The 14,386-nt window shown below is 44.7% G+C and carries 7 protein-coding genes, 2 tRNA genes and 2 rRNA genes; all 11 read right to left on the bottom strand.

Going from position 1 to position 14,386, the window contains the following annotated elements:
• Nucleotides 1–43 precede the first annotated feature (43 nt).
• The 11 genes from MHI33_RS00055 to dnaA all read right to left on the bottom strand — a co-directional run bounded on the left by MHI33_RS00055 (nucleotide 44) and on the right by dnaA (nucleotide 14,386).
• A 23S ribosomal RNA gene (locus MHI33_RS00055) occupies nucleotides 44–2,974 on the bottom strand.
• A 98-nt stretch (nucleotides 2,975–3,072) separates the two neighbouring features.
• Nucleotides 3,073–3,148: transfer RNA gene (locus tag MHI33_RS00050), tRNA-Ala, on the bottom strand.
• Nucleotides 3,149–3,162: 14 nt separating this feature from the next.
• A tRNA-Ile gene (locus tag MHI33_RS00045) sits at nucleotides 3,163–3,239 on the bottom strand.
• Nucleotides 3,240–3,334: 95 nt separating this feature from the next.
• A 16S ribosomal RNA gene (locus tag MHI33_RS00040) occupies nucleotides 3,335–4,883 on the bottom strand.
• The 16S and 23S rRNA genes sit together here with 2 tRNA genes alongside, the layout of an rRNA operon.
• Nucleotides 4,884–5,248: 365 nt before the next feature.
• Nucleotides 5,249–7,750 carry a DNA gyrase subunit A gene (gene gyrA / locus MHI33_RS00035; RefSeq protein ID WP_065097564.1) on the bottom strand — a complete coding sequence of 834 codons (2,502 nt, stop codon included), beginning with the start codon at nucleotides 7,748–7,750 and terminating at the stop codon, nucleotides 5,249–5,251.
• A 230-nt stretch (nucleotides 7,751–7,980) separates the two neighbouring features.
• On the bottom strand, nucleotides 7,981–9,897 hold the full coding sequence (gene gyrB, locus MHI33_RS00030; protein WP_044139139.1) for a DNA topoisomerase (ATP-hydrolyzing) subunit B: 1,917 nt from the start codon (nucleotides 9,895–9,897) through the stop codon (nucleotides 7,981–7,983).
• Nucleotides 9,898–9,954: 57 nt separating this feature from the next.
• Complete coding sequence (remB, locus tag MHI33_RS00025) at nucleotides 9,955–10,200, bottom strand: extracellular matrix regulator RemB (protein ID WP_041815080.1); 246 nt, start codon at nucleotides 10,198–10,200, stop codon at nucleotides 9,955–9,957.
• A 17-nt stretch (nucleotides 10,201–10,217) separates the two neighbouring features.
• Entirely contained in the window at nucleotides 10,218–11,330 is a 1,113-nt protein-coding gene (recF, locus tag MHI33_RS00020; protein ID WP_044139026.1) for a DNA replication/repair protein RecF, read from the bottom strand.
• A gap of 16 nt (nucleotides 11,331–11,346) precedes the next feature.
• Complete coding sequence (gene yaaA / locus MHI33_RS00015; protein WP_003215257.1) at nucleotides 11,347–11,562, bottom strand: S4 domain-containing protein YaaA; 216 nt, start codon at nucleotides 11,560–11,562, stop codon at nucleotides 11,347–11,349.
• Between the two features lie 150 nt (nucleotides 11,563–11,712).
• Nucleotides 11,713–12,849: a DNA polymerase III subunit beta gene (dnaN, locus tag MHI33_RS00010; protein WP_044139028.1), complete on the bottom strand. Its 1,137-nt coding sequence runs from the start codon at nucleotides 12,847–12,849 to the stop codon at nucleotides 11,713–11,715.
• Between the two features lie 196 nt (nucleotides 12,850–13,045).
• On the bottom strand, nucleotides 13,046–14,386 hold the full coding sequence (gene dnaA, locus MHI33_RS00005; RefSeq protein WP_003214781.1) for a chromosomal replication initiator protein DnaA: 1,341 nt from the start codon (nucleotides 14,384–14,386) through the stop codon (nucleotides 13,046–13,048).

Raw genomic sequence — 14,386 nt, 5'->3', positions numbered from 1 at the left:
CTCTCAAAACTAGATAACAATGTTCAAGCTTCACATTAGAATATAGGTTAAGTCCTCGATCTATTAGTATCTGTCAGCTCCACGTGTCACCACGCTTCCACCTCAGACCTATCAACCTGATCATCTTTCAGGGATCTTACTTCCTTGCGGAATGGGAAATCTCATCTTGAGGGGGGCTTCATGCTTAGATGCTTTCAGCACTTATCCCGTCCGCACATAGCTACCCAGCGATGCCCTTGGCAGAACAACTGGTACACCAGCGGTGCGTCCATCCCGGTCCTCTCGTACTAAGGACAGCTCCTCTCAAATTTCCTGCGCCCGCGACGGATAGGGACCGAACTGTCTCACGACGTTCTGAACCCAGCTCGCGTACCGCTTTAATGGGCGAACAGCCCAACCCTTGGGACCGACTACAGCCCCAGGATGCGATGAGCCGACATCGAGGTGCCAAACCTCCCCGTCGATGTGGACTCTTGGGGGAGATAAGCCTGTTATCCCCGGGGTAGCTTTTATCCGTTGAGCGATGGCCCTTCCATGCGGAACCACCGGATCACTAAGCCCGACTTTCGTCCCTGCTCGACTTGTAGGTCTCGCAGTCAAGCTCCCTTGTGCCTTTACACTCTGCGAATGATTTCCAACCATTCTGAGGGAACCTTTGGGCGCCTCCGTTACATTTTAGGAGGCGACCGCCCCAGTCAAACTGCCCACCTGACACTGTCTCCCTGCCCGATAAGGGCAGCGGGTTAGAAGGTCAATACAGCCAGGGTAGTATCCCACCGATGCCTCCACCGAAGCTAGCGCTCCGGTTTCCAAGGCTCCTACCTATCCTGTACAAGCTGTACCAACATTCAATATCAGGCTGCAGTAAAGCTCCACGGGGTCTTTCCGTCCTGTCGCGGGTAACCTGCATCTTCACAGGTACTATAATTTCACCGAGTCTCTCGTTGAGACAGTGCCCAGATCGTTGCGCCTTTCGTGCGGGTCGGAACTTACCCGACAAGGAATTTCGCTACCTTAGGACCGTTATAGTTACGGCCGCCGTTTACTGGGGCTTCAATTCGCACCTTCGCTTACGCTAAGCGCTCCTCTTAACCTTCCAGCACCGGGCAGGCGTCAGCCCCTATACTTCGCCTTACGGCTTCGCAGAGACCTGTGTTTTTGCTAAACAGTCGCCTGGGCCTATTCACTGCGGCTTCTCGGGGCTTTAACACCCTAAGAAGCACCCCTTCTCCCGAAGTTACGGGGTCATTTTGCCGAGTTCCTTAACGAGAGTTCTCTCGATCACCTTAGGATTCTCTCCTCGCCTACCTGTGTCGGTTTGCGGTACGGGCACCTCTCACCTCGCTAGAGGCTTTTCTTGGCAGTGTGGAATCAGGAACTTCGCTACTAAATTTCGCTCGCCATCACAGCTCAGCCTTTACGGGAAACGGATTTGCCTATTTCCCAGCCTAACTGCTTGGACGCGGATATCCAATACCGCGCTTACCCTATCCTCCTGCGTCCCCCCATTGCTCAAATGGTGAGGAGGTGGTACAGGAATATCAACCTGTTGTCCATCGCCTACGCCTTTCGGCCTCGGCTTAGGTCCCGACTAACCCTGAGCGGACGAGCCTTCCTCAGGAAACCTTAGGCATTCGGTGGACGGGATTCTCACCCGTCTTTCGCTACTCATACCGGCATTCTCACTTCTAAGCGCTCCACCAGTCCTTCCGGTCTGACTTCACAGCACTTAGAACGCTCTCCTACCACTGTTCGTAAGAACAGTCCGCAGCTTCGGTGATACGTTTAGCCCCGGTACATTTTCGGCGCAGAGTCACTCGACCAGTGAGCTATTACGCACTCTTTAAATGGTGGCTGCTTCTAAGCCAACATCCTGGTTGTCTAAGCAACTCCACATCCTTTTCCACTTAACGTATACTTTGGGACCTTAGCTGGCGGTCTGGGCTGTTTCCCTTTCGACTACGGATCTTATCACTCGCAGTCTGACTCCCAAGGATAAGTCATCGGCATTCGGAGTTTGACTGAATTCGGTAACCCGGTAGGGGCCCCTAGTCCAATCAGTGCTCTACCTCCGAGACTCTTACCTTGAGGCTAGCCCTAAAGCTATTTCGGAGAGAACCAGCTATCTCCAGGTTCGATTGGCATTTCACCCCTACCCACACCTCATCCCCGCACTTTTCAACGTGCGTGGGTTCGGGCCTCCATTCAGTGTTACCTGAACTTCACCCTGGACATGGGTAGATCACCTGGTTTCGGGTCTACGACCACGTACTCATGCGCCCTATTCAGACTCGCTTTCGCTGCGGCTCCGCATCTTCTGCTTAACCTTGCACGGGATCGTAACTCGCCGGTTCATTCTACAAAAGGCACGCCATCACCCTTTAACGGGCTCTGACTACTTGTAGGCACACGGTTTCAGGATCTATTTCACTCCCCTTCCGGGGTGCTTTTCACCTTTCCCTCACGGTACTGGTTCACTATCGGTCACTAGGGAGTATTTAGCCTTGGGAGATGGTCCTCCCGGATTCCGACGGAATTTCACGTGTTCCGCCGTACTCAGGATCCACTCTGGAGAGAACAACATTTCAGTTACAGGGCTGTTACCTTCTTTGGCGGGCCTTTCCAGACCTCTTCGCTTATATCGTTCCTTTGTAACTCCGTATAGAGTGTCCTACAACCCCAAGAGGCAAGCCTCTTGGTTTGGGCTGTTCCCGTTTCGCTCGCCGCTACTCAGGGAATCGCATTTGCTTTCTCTTCCTCCGGGTACTTAGATGTTTCAGTTCCCCGGGTATGCCTTCTCATACTCTATGTATTCAAGTATGGATACTACTCCATTACGAGCAGTGGGTTTCCCCATTCGGAAATCTCCGGATCAAAGCTTGCTTACAGCTCCCCGAAGCATATCGGTGTTCGTCCCGTCCTTCATCGGCTCCTAGTGCCAAGGCATCCACCGTGCGCCCTTTCTAACTTAACCATTTCTTACTTTAGAAAGAATCACTATGTGTGATGAACTTTGCATTGCATTCAATGTGAATGTATTACTTATTGTTATCTAGTTTTCAAAGAACACGTTGGTGGAGCCTAGCGGGATCGAACCGCTGACCTCCTGCGTGCAAGGCAGGCGCTCTCCCAGCTGAGCTAAGGCCCCGATTTAATAGAAGATGGTGGGCCTGAGTGGACTCGAACCACCGACCTCACGCTTATCAGGCGTGCGCTCTAACCAGCTGAGCTACAGGCCCATCTTTCATATCGAAGATATGATGTTGTAGGATCTTTTGCAAGTTCCTTCAAAACTAAACAAGACGAAAACGCACACTGCTCCATATATCCTTAGAAAGGAGGTGATCCAGCCGCACCTTCCGATACGGCTACCTTGTTACGACTTCACCCCAATCATCTGTCCCACCTTCGGCGGCTGGCTCCATAAAGGTTACCTCACCGACTTCGGGTGTTACAAACTCTCGTGGTGTGACGGGCGGTGTGTACAAGGCCCGGGAACGTATTCACCGCGGCATGCTGATCCGCGATTACTAGCGATTCCAGCTTCACGCAGTCGAGTTGCAGACTGCGATCCGAACTGAGAACAGATTTATGGGATTGGCTAAACCTTGCGGTCTCGCAGCCCTTTGTTCTGTCCATTGTAGCACGTGTGTAGCCCAGGTCATAAGGGGCATGATGATTTGACGTCATCCCCACCTTCCTCCGGTTTGTCACCGGCAGTCACCTTAGAGTGCCCAACTAAATGCTGGCAACTAAGATCAAGGGTTGCGCTCGTTGCGGGACTTAACCCAACATCTCACGACACGAGCTGACGACAACCATGCACCACCTGTCACTCTGTCCCCGAAGGGAAAGCCCTATCTCTAGGGTTGTCAGAGGATGTCAAGACCTGGTAAGGTTCTTCGCGTTGCTTCGAATTAAACCACATGCTCCACCGCTTGTGCGGGCCCCCGTCAATTCCTTTGAGTTTCAGTCTTGCGACCGTACTCCCCAGGCGGAGTGCTTAATGCGTTAGCTGCAGCACTAAGGGGCGGAAACCCCCTAACACTTAGCACTCATCGTTTACGGCGTGGACTACCAGGGTATCTAATCCTGTTCGCTCCCCACGCTTTCGCTCCTCAGCGTCAGTTACAGACCAGAGAGTCGCCTTCGCCACTGGTGTTCCTCCACATCTCTACGCATTTCACCGCTACACGTGGAATTCCACTCTCCTCTTCTGCACTCAAGTTTCCCAGTTTCCAATGACCCTCCCCGGTTGAGCCGGGGGCTTTCACATCAGACTTAAGAAACCGCCTGCGAGCCCTTTACGCCCAATAATTCCGGACAACGCTTGCCACCTACGTATTACCGCGGCTGCTGGCACGTAGTTAGCCGTGGCTTTCTGGTTAGGTACCGTCAAGGTGCGAGCAGTTACTCTCGCACTTGTTCTTCCCTAACAACAGAGCTTTACGATCCGAAAACCTTCATCACTCACGCGGCGTTGCTCCGTCAGACTTTCGTCCATTGCGGAAGATTCCCTACTGCTGCCTCCCGTAGGAGTCTGGGCCGTGTCTCAGTCCCAGTGTGGCCGATCACCCTCTCAGGTCGGCTACGCATCGTCGCCTTGGTGAGCCATTACCCCACCAACTAGCTAATGCGCCGCGGGTCCATCTGTAAGTGACAGCCGAAACCGTCTTTCATCCTTGAACCATGCGGTTCAAGGAACTATCCGGTATTAGCTCCGGTTTCCCGGAGTTATCCCAGTCTTACAGGCAGGTTACCCACGTGTTACTCACCCGTCCGCCGCTAACATCCGGGAGCAAGCTCCCTTCTGTTCGCTCGACTTGCATGTATTAGGCACGCCGCCAGCGTTCGTCCTGAGCCAGGATCAAACTCTCCGAAAAAGTACAAAACCGAAGTTTTGTTTTTCGTCAGCGTTTGACTGACTACCTATGATGTTTCATAGGATTTTTTTATAAAAACTCGAATTAACAGGTACGTTTTGTCTTGTTTAGTTTTCAAAGAACTTGTGTGTCACTCTCTTAAAGCGACCACTTAAATATATCATATATCTCTATCAACAGTCAACATTTTTCTTAAAAAACATTTTGTTTTTCTAAGAAGTTTTTACTGGGGAATGAGATAAAAAATAGAGCCTCTTTTTGCTCCTTTGAAAGATTAACACATATCTATGAAAAAAGCATTATAAATTTCAAAAAAAGTGATGTTTTTTCAAAAAAAATAAAGCCGGTGAAGAACCGGCTTTATTTTACTCAGATTGCTCTTGATCTGACTCTATATTTTCTACGTTCTCTTCATTATCTTCATCGTCTTCTTGTGATTGTTCAACTAATGCCACTGTTGCGACATGTTCCTCATCACCAAGACGGATTAGGCGGACACCTTGAGTGACACGGCCTGTTGTCGAAATGTCTGAAACGGCCATACGAATGATGACACCGCTCCCTGTAATAATCATCAAGTCTTCTTCAGCTTCAGCATTGGTCGCCTTCACTGTGATAAGCGGACCATTGTTGTCAGTGATCTTGCATGTTTTAAGACCTTTACCGCCTCGAGTTTGAACACGATATTCTTTTTCAGGCGTTAATTTACCATAACCTCTTTCAGTTACGATCAATACGTTTGCATCTGGCTCAAGGATTTCCATTCCAACGACGATGTCATCCTCAGAAAGTGTGATCCCTTTGACCCCAGCTGCCGTACGTCCCATTTCACGAACATCTGTCTCGGCGAAACGAATCAGCATCCCCTTTTTCGTCCCAATGATGATTTGTTTTTCTCCATTGGTTAAACGAACGGCCATCAGTTCATCTTCGTCACGCAGGCTCAGAGCAATAAGACCATTGTTTCGAATGTTTGCAAACTGAGACAATGTAGTTCGTTTCGATACACCGTGTCTTGTTGTAAAGAAGAGGTACGAATCTTCATCAAATTCGCTTACTGGGATAATGGCGTTAATCCACTCTCCTTTTTCTACTTCAAGAAGGTTAATAATCGGAATCCCTTTCGCTGTCCGTCCGAATTCAGGAATCTCATACCCTTTCGCACGATAGACCTTCCCTTTATTGGAGAAGAAGAGGATTGTATCGTGGGTCGATGTTGAGATCAGTTGTTCAACGAAATCATCCTCGTTGGTCCCCATTCCTTGGACACCTTTACCGCCTCTTTTTTGACTGCGGTATGTTGATGCAGGGAGACGCTTGATATAACCATTATGCGTCAGCGTAATCACGATGTTCTCAACAGGAATCAAATCTTCGTCTTCAATTGTTTCAATACCCGCTGTCACAATTTCAGTACGGCGAGTATCATTGAAGCGATCTTTGATTTCTATTAATTCTTCTCTAATGATTTCAAGTACTTTCTCATTGTCTGCTAAGATGGCTTTTAATTCAGCAATCAAATCAACAAGTCCTTTATATTCATCTTCTATCTTTTCTCGTTCTAGACCAGTCAAACGCTGAAGTCGCATATCAAGAATGGCCTGTGCCTGTTTTTCAGACAAGCTATAGTTTTCCATCAAACCATTTCTCGCAATTTCTGCAGTTTGAGAGCCTCTAATTAAAGCAATGACTTCATCTAAGTGATCAAGTGCAATTCTCAGACCTTCTAAAATGTGTGCTCTTGCTTCTGCTTTACGCAGCTCATACGCTGTTCTTCTGCGAATGATCACTTTTTGATGCTCTAGATAATACTCAAGACATTGTTTGAGGGACAAGACTTTCGGCTGTCCATCAACAAGTGCTAATAAGTTGATACCAAAAGACGTTTGAAGTGTCGTTTGTTTATAAAGATTGTTTAATAGAACATGAACGTTTGCATCTCTACGCAGTTCAATGACAATACGCATACCATTACGATCTGATTCATCGCGCAAATCTGTAATGCCATCAATCTTTTTATCACGCACAAGATCAGCAATTTTTTCAATTAAACGGGCTTTGTTGACTTGGTAAGGGATCTCATTGATAACAATGCGCTGTTTACCACTAGATGTTTCCTCAATATCCGATTTTGCTCTTAATGTGATAGAGCCGCGCCCTGTCTCATACGCCTTCCGAATACCACTTCGGCCAATGATTTGACCTGCTGTTGGGAAATCTGGGCCTGGGATGATATCCATAAGTTCCTGTGTGGTCATTTCAGGGTTTTGACTGATAGCCAATACCCCATCAATCACTTCACCTAATTGGTGTGGCGGAATATTGGTCGCCATTCCTACAGCAATTCCTGTCGCTCCGTTGACCAATAAGTTCGGGAATCTTGCAGGCATCACCATTGGCTCTCTTTCACTGCCGTCATAGTTATCTTGATAATCAATGGTATCCTTAGTGATATCACGGAGGATTTCCATAGAAATCTTCGATAGACGCGCCTCGGTATAACGCATCGCCGCTGCTCCGTCTCCATCGACTGAACCAAAGTTTCCATGACCATCTACTAACATATAACGATAGTTGAAGTCTTGCGCCATACGAACCATCGCTTCGTATACAGCGCTGTCACCGTGAGGGTGATACTTACCGATAACTTCCCCGACGATACGTGCAGATTTCTTAAATGGTTTATCACTTGTCATACCTAGGTCATTCATCGCATACAAAATTCTTCGATGCACGGGCTTTAATCCGTCACGCACATCCGGTAATGCACGCGACACAATCACACTCATTGCATAATCTAAAAAGGACGTACGCATTTCTTGGCTGATATTCACTTCGCGTACATTTGGTGTATGTTGTTCACTCACTATAAGAACCTCCCTTTACGTATCACATGAAATAAATTATGTGGGAGTAAAATATGTATTTATCTTCACAAGACTATTCTTCATTATATCAATAATCTCTGCTTTATACACATTAATTTACTAGAAAATCAACGAAACATAGAAAACCAGGACATTCGTTTCACAGGCCTAAATCTTGAAAAACAACCTTATTCCAAACAAGAAATAAGGTTGTTCTCAAGGGGACCTATCTAAATATCAAGATTTTTCACGTATTGTGCATTTTCTTCGATAAAGTTTCGTCTCGGTTCTACTTTATCTCCCATCAACATTTCAAATGTCTCATCAGCATCAATCGCATCCTCAAGCGTCACTTGAAGAAGTGTTCTCGCATCAGGATCCATTGTTGTTTCCCAAAGCTGAGTTGCGTTCATTTCTCCAAGACCTTTATAGCGCTGAAGTCCAGGTTTTGGTGTTTGAGGCAATGTCTTTAGCAGCTCATCTAGCTGTTTATCGTTATACACATACTCAACACGTTTACCTTGCTGCACTTTAAATAAAGGTGGCTGCGCAATATACACATAACCGTTTTCAATGATTTCACGCATGTAGCGATAGAAGAACGTTAAGAGCAGCGTGCGAATATGGGCACCATCGACATCCGCATCCGTCATGATCACAACTTTGTGATAGCGAGCTTTCTCTAAAGTGAAGTCTTCACCGATTCCAGTTCCTAACGCTGTAATCATAGAACGAACTTCGTTGTTCGATAGAATTTTATCTAGTCGCGCTTTTTCAACGTTTAAGATCTTCCCTCTTAACGGTAAGATCGCTTGGAAGTGACGATCACGGCCTTGCTTAGCAGATCCGCCCGCAGAATCTCCCTCTACGATATAAAGTTCAGAGATGGAAGGGTCTTTAGAAGAACAGTCCGCCAGTTTCCCTGGTAAGCTGGAGACTTCCAGTGCACTTTTACGTCTTGTCAGCTCACGTGCCTTTTTGGCAGCCATTCTTGCACGAGCTGCCATCACGCCTTTCTCCACAATTTTCTTTGCAGCATCAGGGTTCTCTAAGAGGAATTTCTCAAGTGCTTCAGAGAAAAGGGAGTCGGTAATGGTTCTTGCTTCTGAGTTCCCAAGCTTTGTCTTCGTTTGTCCTTCGAATTGAGGATTTGGATGTTTGATGGAGATAATGGCTGTTAAGCCTTCTCGCACATCTTCACCGCTCAAATTCGAGTCTCCATCTTTGAATACGCCATTTTTACGAGCATAATCATTGATGACACGCGTCAGCCCTGTTTTAAAGCCTGCTTCGTGTGTTCCGCCTTCATACGTGTTGATATTGTTGGCGAAGGAATAGATGTTGCTTGTATAGGAATCGTTATATTGTAATGCCACTTCAACCGTGATTCCATCTTTTTCACCTTCAATGTAAACGGGTTCTTCATGAACGACTTCTTTTGAGCGATTTAAATGTTCTACATAGCTCTTAATACCGCCTTCATAGCAGTATTCATTTCGTCGTTCTTTCCCCTCACGTAAATCTTCAATAACGATGTTGACACCTTTTGTTAAGAAAGCTAACTCACGTACACGGTTGGCAAGTGTGTCGTAATCAAATTCAATGGTTTCAGTAAAAATTTCTGTATCTGGCACAAAATGAGTGGTTGTCCCTGTAACATCTGTTTCACCAATGATCTCTAAATCTCCAACTGGAACACCGCGTTTGAATTGTTGATAATGAATTTTCCCATCACGATATACGGTCACGTCTAAGGTCGTAGATAACGCATTAACAACAGATGCCCCTACGCCATGCAGACCGCCAGATACTTTATAACCGCTGCCGTCAAATTTACCGCCAGCGTGAAGAACAGTCATAATAACCTCTACAGCAGGACGTCCCATTTTCTCATGAATCCCAACAGGAATTCCGCGGCCATTATCTTTCACTGTAATGCTATTATCCTTTTCAATTTGCACCGTAATATCTGTGCAATATCCAGCTAAAGCCTCATCAATACTGTTGTCGACAATTTCCCATACAAGATGGTGAAGTCCTTTTGCACTGGTTGACCCAATGTACATTCCTGGACGTTTTCTAACAGCTTCTAGTCCTTCAAGCACCTGTATCTGATTTTCATCATAACTATTATGTTGCTGTTCCATTGCCACGTACATTCACCTACACTTTTCTTAAACGATATATTTATATGAATTGAGCTTTTAGACTTCAATTTCAATCACAAATGAAGCACGTTTTTTGAGCGTGCTTGAGGAAAGAGGAGAGTAATAAACAGATTTAGTTGTGACGACGATGGATTTGGGTGTCCCTTGTGATAACGAAATGATTTGTCCTTCTTGTTTTTGGAGAAACTCTTCTACAACAGAAGACGACCTCATTTTGTAATCAACAATTGCGACAATCTCTCGTGTAGAAACAACACAATCATCACCTAAATGAATATACAAGACCCACACCTCATTTATCAGTCAATTACTTTTCCACTGGCTACTCTGAAAATTTCCGCTTCTTTCAAGGTGGCGTGATCGATGCCTTCAACACTTGTTGTGGTGACGAAGGTCTGTACACGTCCCTGAATGGTATGGAGCAAATGAGACTGTCTGTAATCATCAAGTTCAGATAAAACATCATCGAGTAGAAGAATGGGATATTCTCCAATCTCTTCGTGTATCAAGTCGATTTCTGCCAGCTTTAGTGAAAGAGCTGTTGTTCTTTGCTGCCCTTGAGAGCCATATGTCTGAACATCCCGACCATTCACAAAGAAAAGAAGGTCATCTCTGTGAGGTCCCCACAGCGTCACTCCTCGGTCTATTTCTCTGTCTCTTAGTTTCTGAAACGATTCTTCATAGCTATTCTTTATTTTCGACAAGTCTGACGCTTCTGATACCTCTATCGCCGTGTGGTATTGGAGCGTGAGTGTTTCTAGCTCTCTAGAAATGCCAAAATGCAACGGCTGCGCCCATTTTTCAAGCTGTTTCGTAAAAGTCAGTCGTCTTTTGACAACTTTCGCTGCCGCATCAATCAACTGCTCTGTTAAAACCTCCAGCATCGCTTGATCCTTTTGTTTTCTTGTCTGCAATTGTTTCAAGTAATGATTCCGCTGAGAGAGAATTTTTTGATAGAGCGATAAATCATGCAAGTAGACAGCAGAAACTTGTCCAATCTCCATATCGAGAAATCTTCTGCGGATTTGCGGGCTGCCCTTTACAAGACTTAAGTCCTCTGGTGCAAACATGATGGTATTTAACGCACCAACATAATGACTGAGCTTCTGTTGTTCAATGTGATTGACCTTGCCCCTTTTCCCTTTTTTTGAGATCACGAGCTGCATTGGGAGTGGACCATTTTTTTTGATGACTCTACCTTCTATTTTAGCATAGTCTTGGTCCCATCGGATAAGTTCTTTATCATTTGACGTACGATGCGACTTTGCCATCGACAATACATAGATCGCTTCCATCAAGTTCGTTTTACCTTGGGCATTCTCACCGATCATGACATTCACCTTGTTGTCGAATTGAAGCTCGGTGTGTTCATAGTTTCGGTATGAAGTTAACGCCAGACTTTGAATGTACATGTATTGTCACCCGTTTCTAATTCACAACTTGAAATGTGCCATAACCTTCTATCTCGACAACATCTCCTGGGTATAGTTTGCGTCCCCGTCTATTATCTGGCTCTTGATTAATGAACACCTCATGTTCACTTAAAAACCATTTCGCCATTCCGCCAGATTGGATAACTTCGGCTAATTTCAAAAATTGCCCTAATGTAATCATTTCTTTCTCAATGGTTATAAGATTAGGCATTGTATCGACCTCTTTCAATATCACTAATATCTAATTGTACTAAAAAACAAGACAAGAAGGAAAGGGGGAAAGCGAACTGGGATGAAAGAAAGCATGGTAAACGAGAAGAAAAGCTGCTGTGCACTCTCACAGCAGCTATTTTAGATTGAATTAATATGTTCTGACTGGAAGAATCAACTGCAAGATTGAATCATCATTTGGCGTGCGCAATAGGAACGGTCTCATGGCTCCAGTGAAGCTTACATGAATTTCAGTTCCCTCTAATACTTTTAACGCATCTAGCATATATTTTGGACTGAAGGAGATTTTGAGGTCCTCCCCTTTAATGTCATCTGCTTGAACCGTTTCGACTACTTTACCAATTTCAGGTGAATTAGAAGAAATCTCAAGGCTTTGTTCAGGATCAGCTGACAGCTTTACGACGTTATTGCGCCCTTCTCTTGCCAAAAGTGATGCGCGATCAATGGCTTGAAGGAATTCCTTCGTGTTGACCACGACATCCGTTTTACTTTCCTGCGGGATCAGGCGAGCTGTATCTGGATAATTACCATCCAGCAATCTTGAGAAGAACAACACGTTTTGTGCTTTAAAGAGAACTTGCGTTTCTGTAATTACGATGCTCACAAGATCTTGTCCGTCATCAAGGATTCTACTTAACTCTGTTAAACTTTTCCCTGGAATCACGACATTGTATGAGCTTTCCTCGTCAATATCCAACTTTGCTTTTCTTAAAGCAAGACGGTGGCTATCCGTCGCTGTGCATATTAATTCACCTTTTTCTACCCTCCAGTTTACACCTGTCAAGATAGGTCGTGTTTCTGAGGTGGACACTGCAAAAACGGTTTGACGAATTAAGTTTTTAAGCAGGTCTGTCGGAATTTGAAATGCATGATGCTCTTCAATTTGCGGAAGATGCGGATATTCCTCAGCATCTAAGCCGTTTAAGTTAAATTCCGCTGAACCAGAACGGATGATGGTGAGGTGATTTTGTTCTACTTCAATTTCGACAGTAGCCATTGGCAGTTTCTTCACAATTTCACTAAAGAAGCGGGCCTGAAGCACAATACTCCCTGGACGATCAATCGTGATCACTTCTAAATCTCCATCTCTTAGAGAAATAAAGGATTCAATTGAGATATCGGAGTCACTTCCTGTGAGAGAAACCCCCTCATCAGATGCAACAATTTTTATCCCTGTCAAAATAGGTATCGTTGTTCTAGAGGATACGGCCTTTAATACATCTTGGACACTTTCGACAAGACGATCTTTTTGAATCGTGAATTTCATAGTGGTCCTCCTAAATTTTCTTAATGACATGTATATATATTTTATTAATAAAAATCGTAGAAGTAATAGTAGGGCTTGTGAATATGTGGATAAGTCGGTAAAAAGAAAGGAAAGACAGCCTATCCACATGTGGACAGACTGTGTATGACTATGCTCTAGTTATTCACATTTTCCCGTACTTATTATATCAGCTAGGTTATTTCAATTGTTCTTTTATTTCTTTCACATGCTGCTGAAGCTGTTCATCTTCAACGATTAATTTCGAAATCTTCTCATGAGCATGAATGACAGTCGTATGATCACGACCTCCAAATTCTTCTCCTATTTTAGGCAGAGAGGAATCGGTCATTTCTCTAGAGAGATACATGGCAATTTGTCTTGGATAAGCAACTGACTTCGTACGTTTCTTCGCTTTGAAATCCTCTAAACGAATATTAAATTGCTGCCCTACAATTCTTTGAATATCTTTAATTGTAATGATCCTTGGCTTCGACGAAGGAATGATGTCCTTTAGCGCCTCAGCTGCTAGATCCGCATTGATGTCTTTATTAATTAAAGAAGAGTAAGCAACGACACGAATCAAAGCACCCTCCAGTTCACGAATATTGCTGTCGATTTGATTGGCAATATAAAGCATGACTTCATTTGGAATGTCTAAGCCTTCTGCTTTTGCTTTTTTTCGTAAAATTGCAATACGTGTTTCTAAATCTGGCGGGGTAATGTCTGTGATTAAGCCCCATTCGAATCGAGAGCGTAATCTGTCTTCAAGTGTCGGAATTTCTTTCGGCGGCCGATCACTAGAAATGACGATTTGCTTACTTTCTTCGTGAAGTGTGTTGAATGTATGGAAAAACTCTTCTTGTGTTTGTTCTTTTCCTGCTAAAAATTGAATATCATCTATCAAAAGCACATCGACATTCCGATAGCGATTACGGAAATCGACAGCTTTGTTGTCTCGGATTGAGTTGATAAATTCATTTGTGAATTTTTCAGATGATAGATAGACCACTTTGGCTGATGGATTATGGTCGATGACATAATGACCAATCGCATGCATCAAGTGAGTCTTTCCTAAACCAACGCCCCCATAAATAAAGAGCGGATTATATGCTTTTGCTGGTGCTTCCGCAACTGCAAGTGAAGCGGCATGCGCAAATCGGTTGCCTGAACCAATAACAAAAGTATCAAATGTATATTTTGGATTCAGCATATTTTGTGGAATATCGACGGGATCTTCTTTAGACATTTTTTTAATTGGAGACTTTGGCATAGCTTCCACTTCATCTTGATTTTGAGGAATGATAAATTTAATGCTGAGCTCTTCACCTGTCAGTTCGTAGATGGTATCAGCAATTAAGTGAAGATATCTTGATTCCAGCCAGTCTCTAGCAAATTCATTAGGTGCCGTAATTGTGAGCGTATCACCTTGAAGAGAATGGGCTTTTGTCGATTTCATCCATGTCTCAAAACTGGGTTTGCTCAACTTTGTCTCTATTTTTTGAAGTGCTTTATTCCAGAGATCCAAAATATTTTCCAT

Source organism: Bacillus sp. FSL K6-2971, from assembly GCF_038006405.1.
Classification (GTDB): domain Bacteria; phylum Bacillota; class Bacilli; order Bacillales; family Bacillaceae; genus Bacillus; species Bacillus pumilus.
Note: the sequence above shows the minus strand (reverse complement) of the source record. Positions and strands in the feature narration are given on the sequence as shown.

Bases quoted from the DNA above. Each gene is read 5' to 3' on its own strand.
- gyrB (WP_044139139.1), bottom strand. From the start codon at position 9,897: ATGGAACAGCAACATAATAGTTATGATGAAAATCAGATACAGGTGCTT.
- recF (WP_044139026.1), bottom strand. From the start codon at position 11,330: ATGTACATTCAAAGTCTGGCGTTAACTTCATACCGAAACTATGAACAC.
- yaaA (WP_003215257.1), bottom strand. From the start codon at position 11,562: ATGCCTAATCTTATAACCATTGAGAAAGAAATGATTACATTAGGGCAA.
- dnaN (WP_044139028.1), bottom strand. From the start codon at position 12,849: ATGAAATTCACGATTCAAAAAGATCGTCTTGTCGAAAGTGTCCAAGAT.
- dnaA (WP_003214781.1), bottom strand. From the start codon at position 14,386: ATGGAAAATATTTTGGATCTCTGGAATAAAGCACTTCAAAAAATAGAG.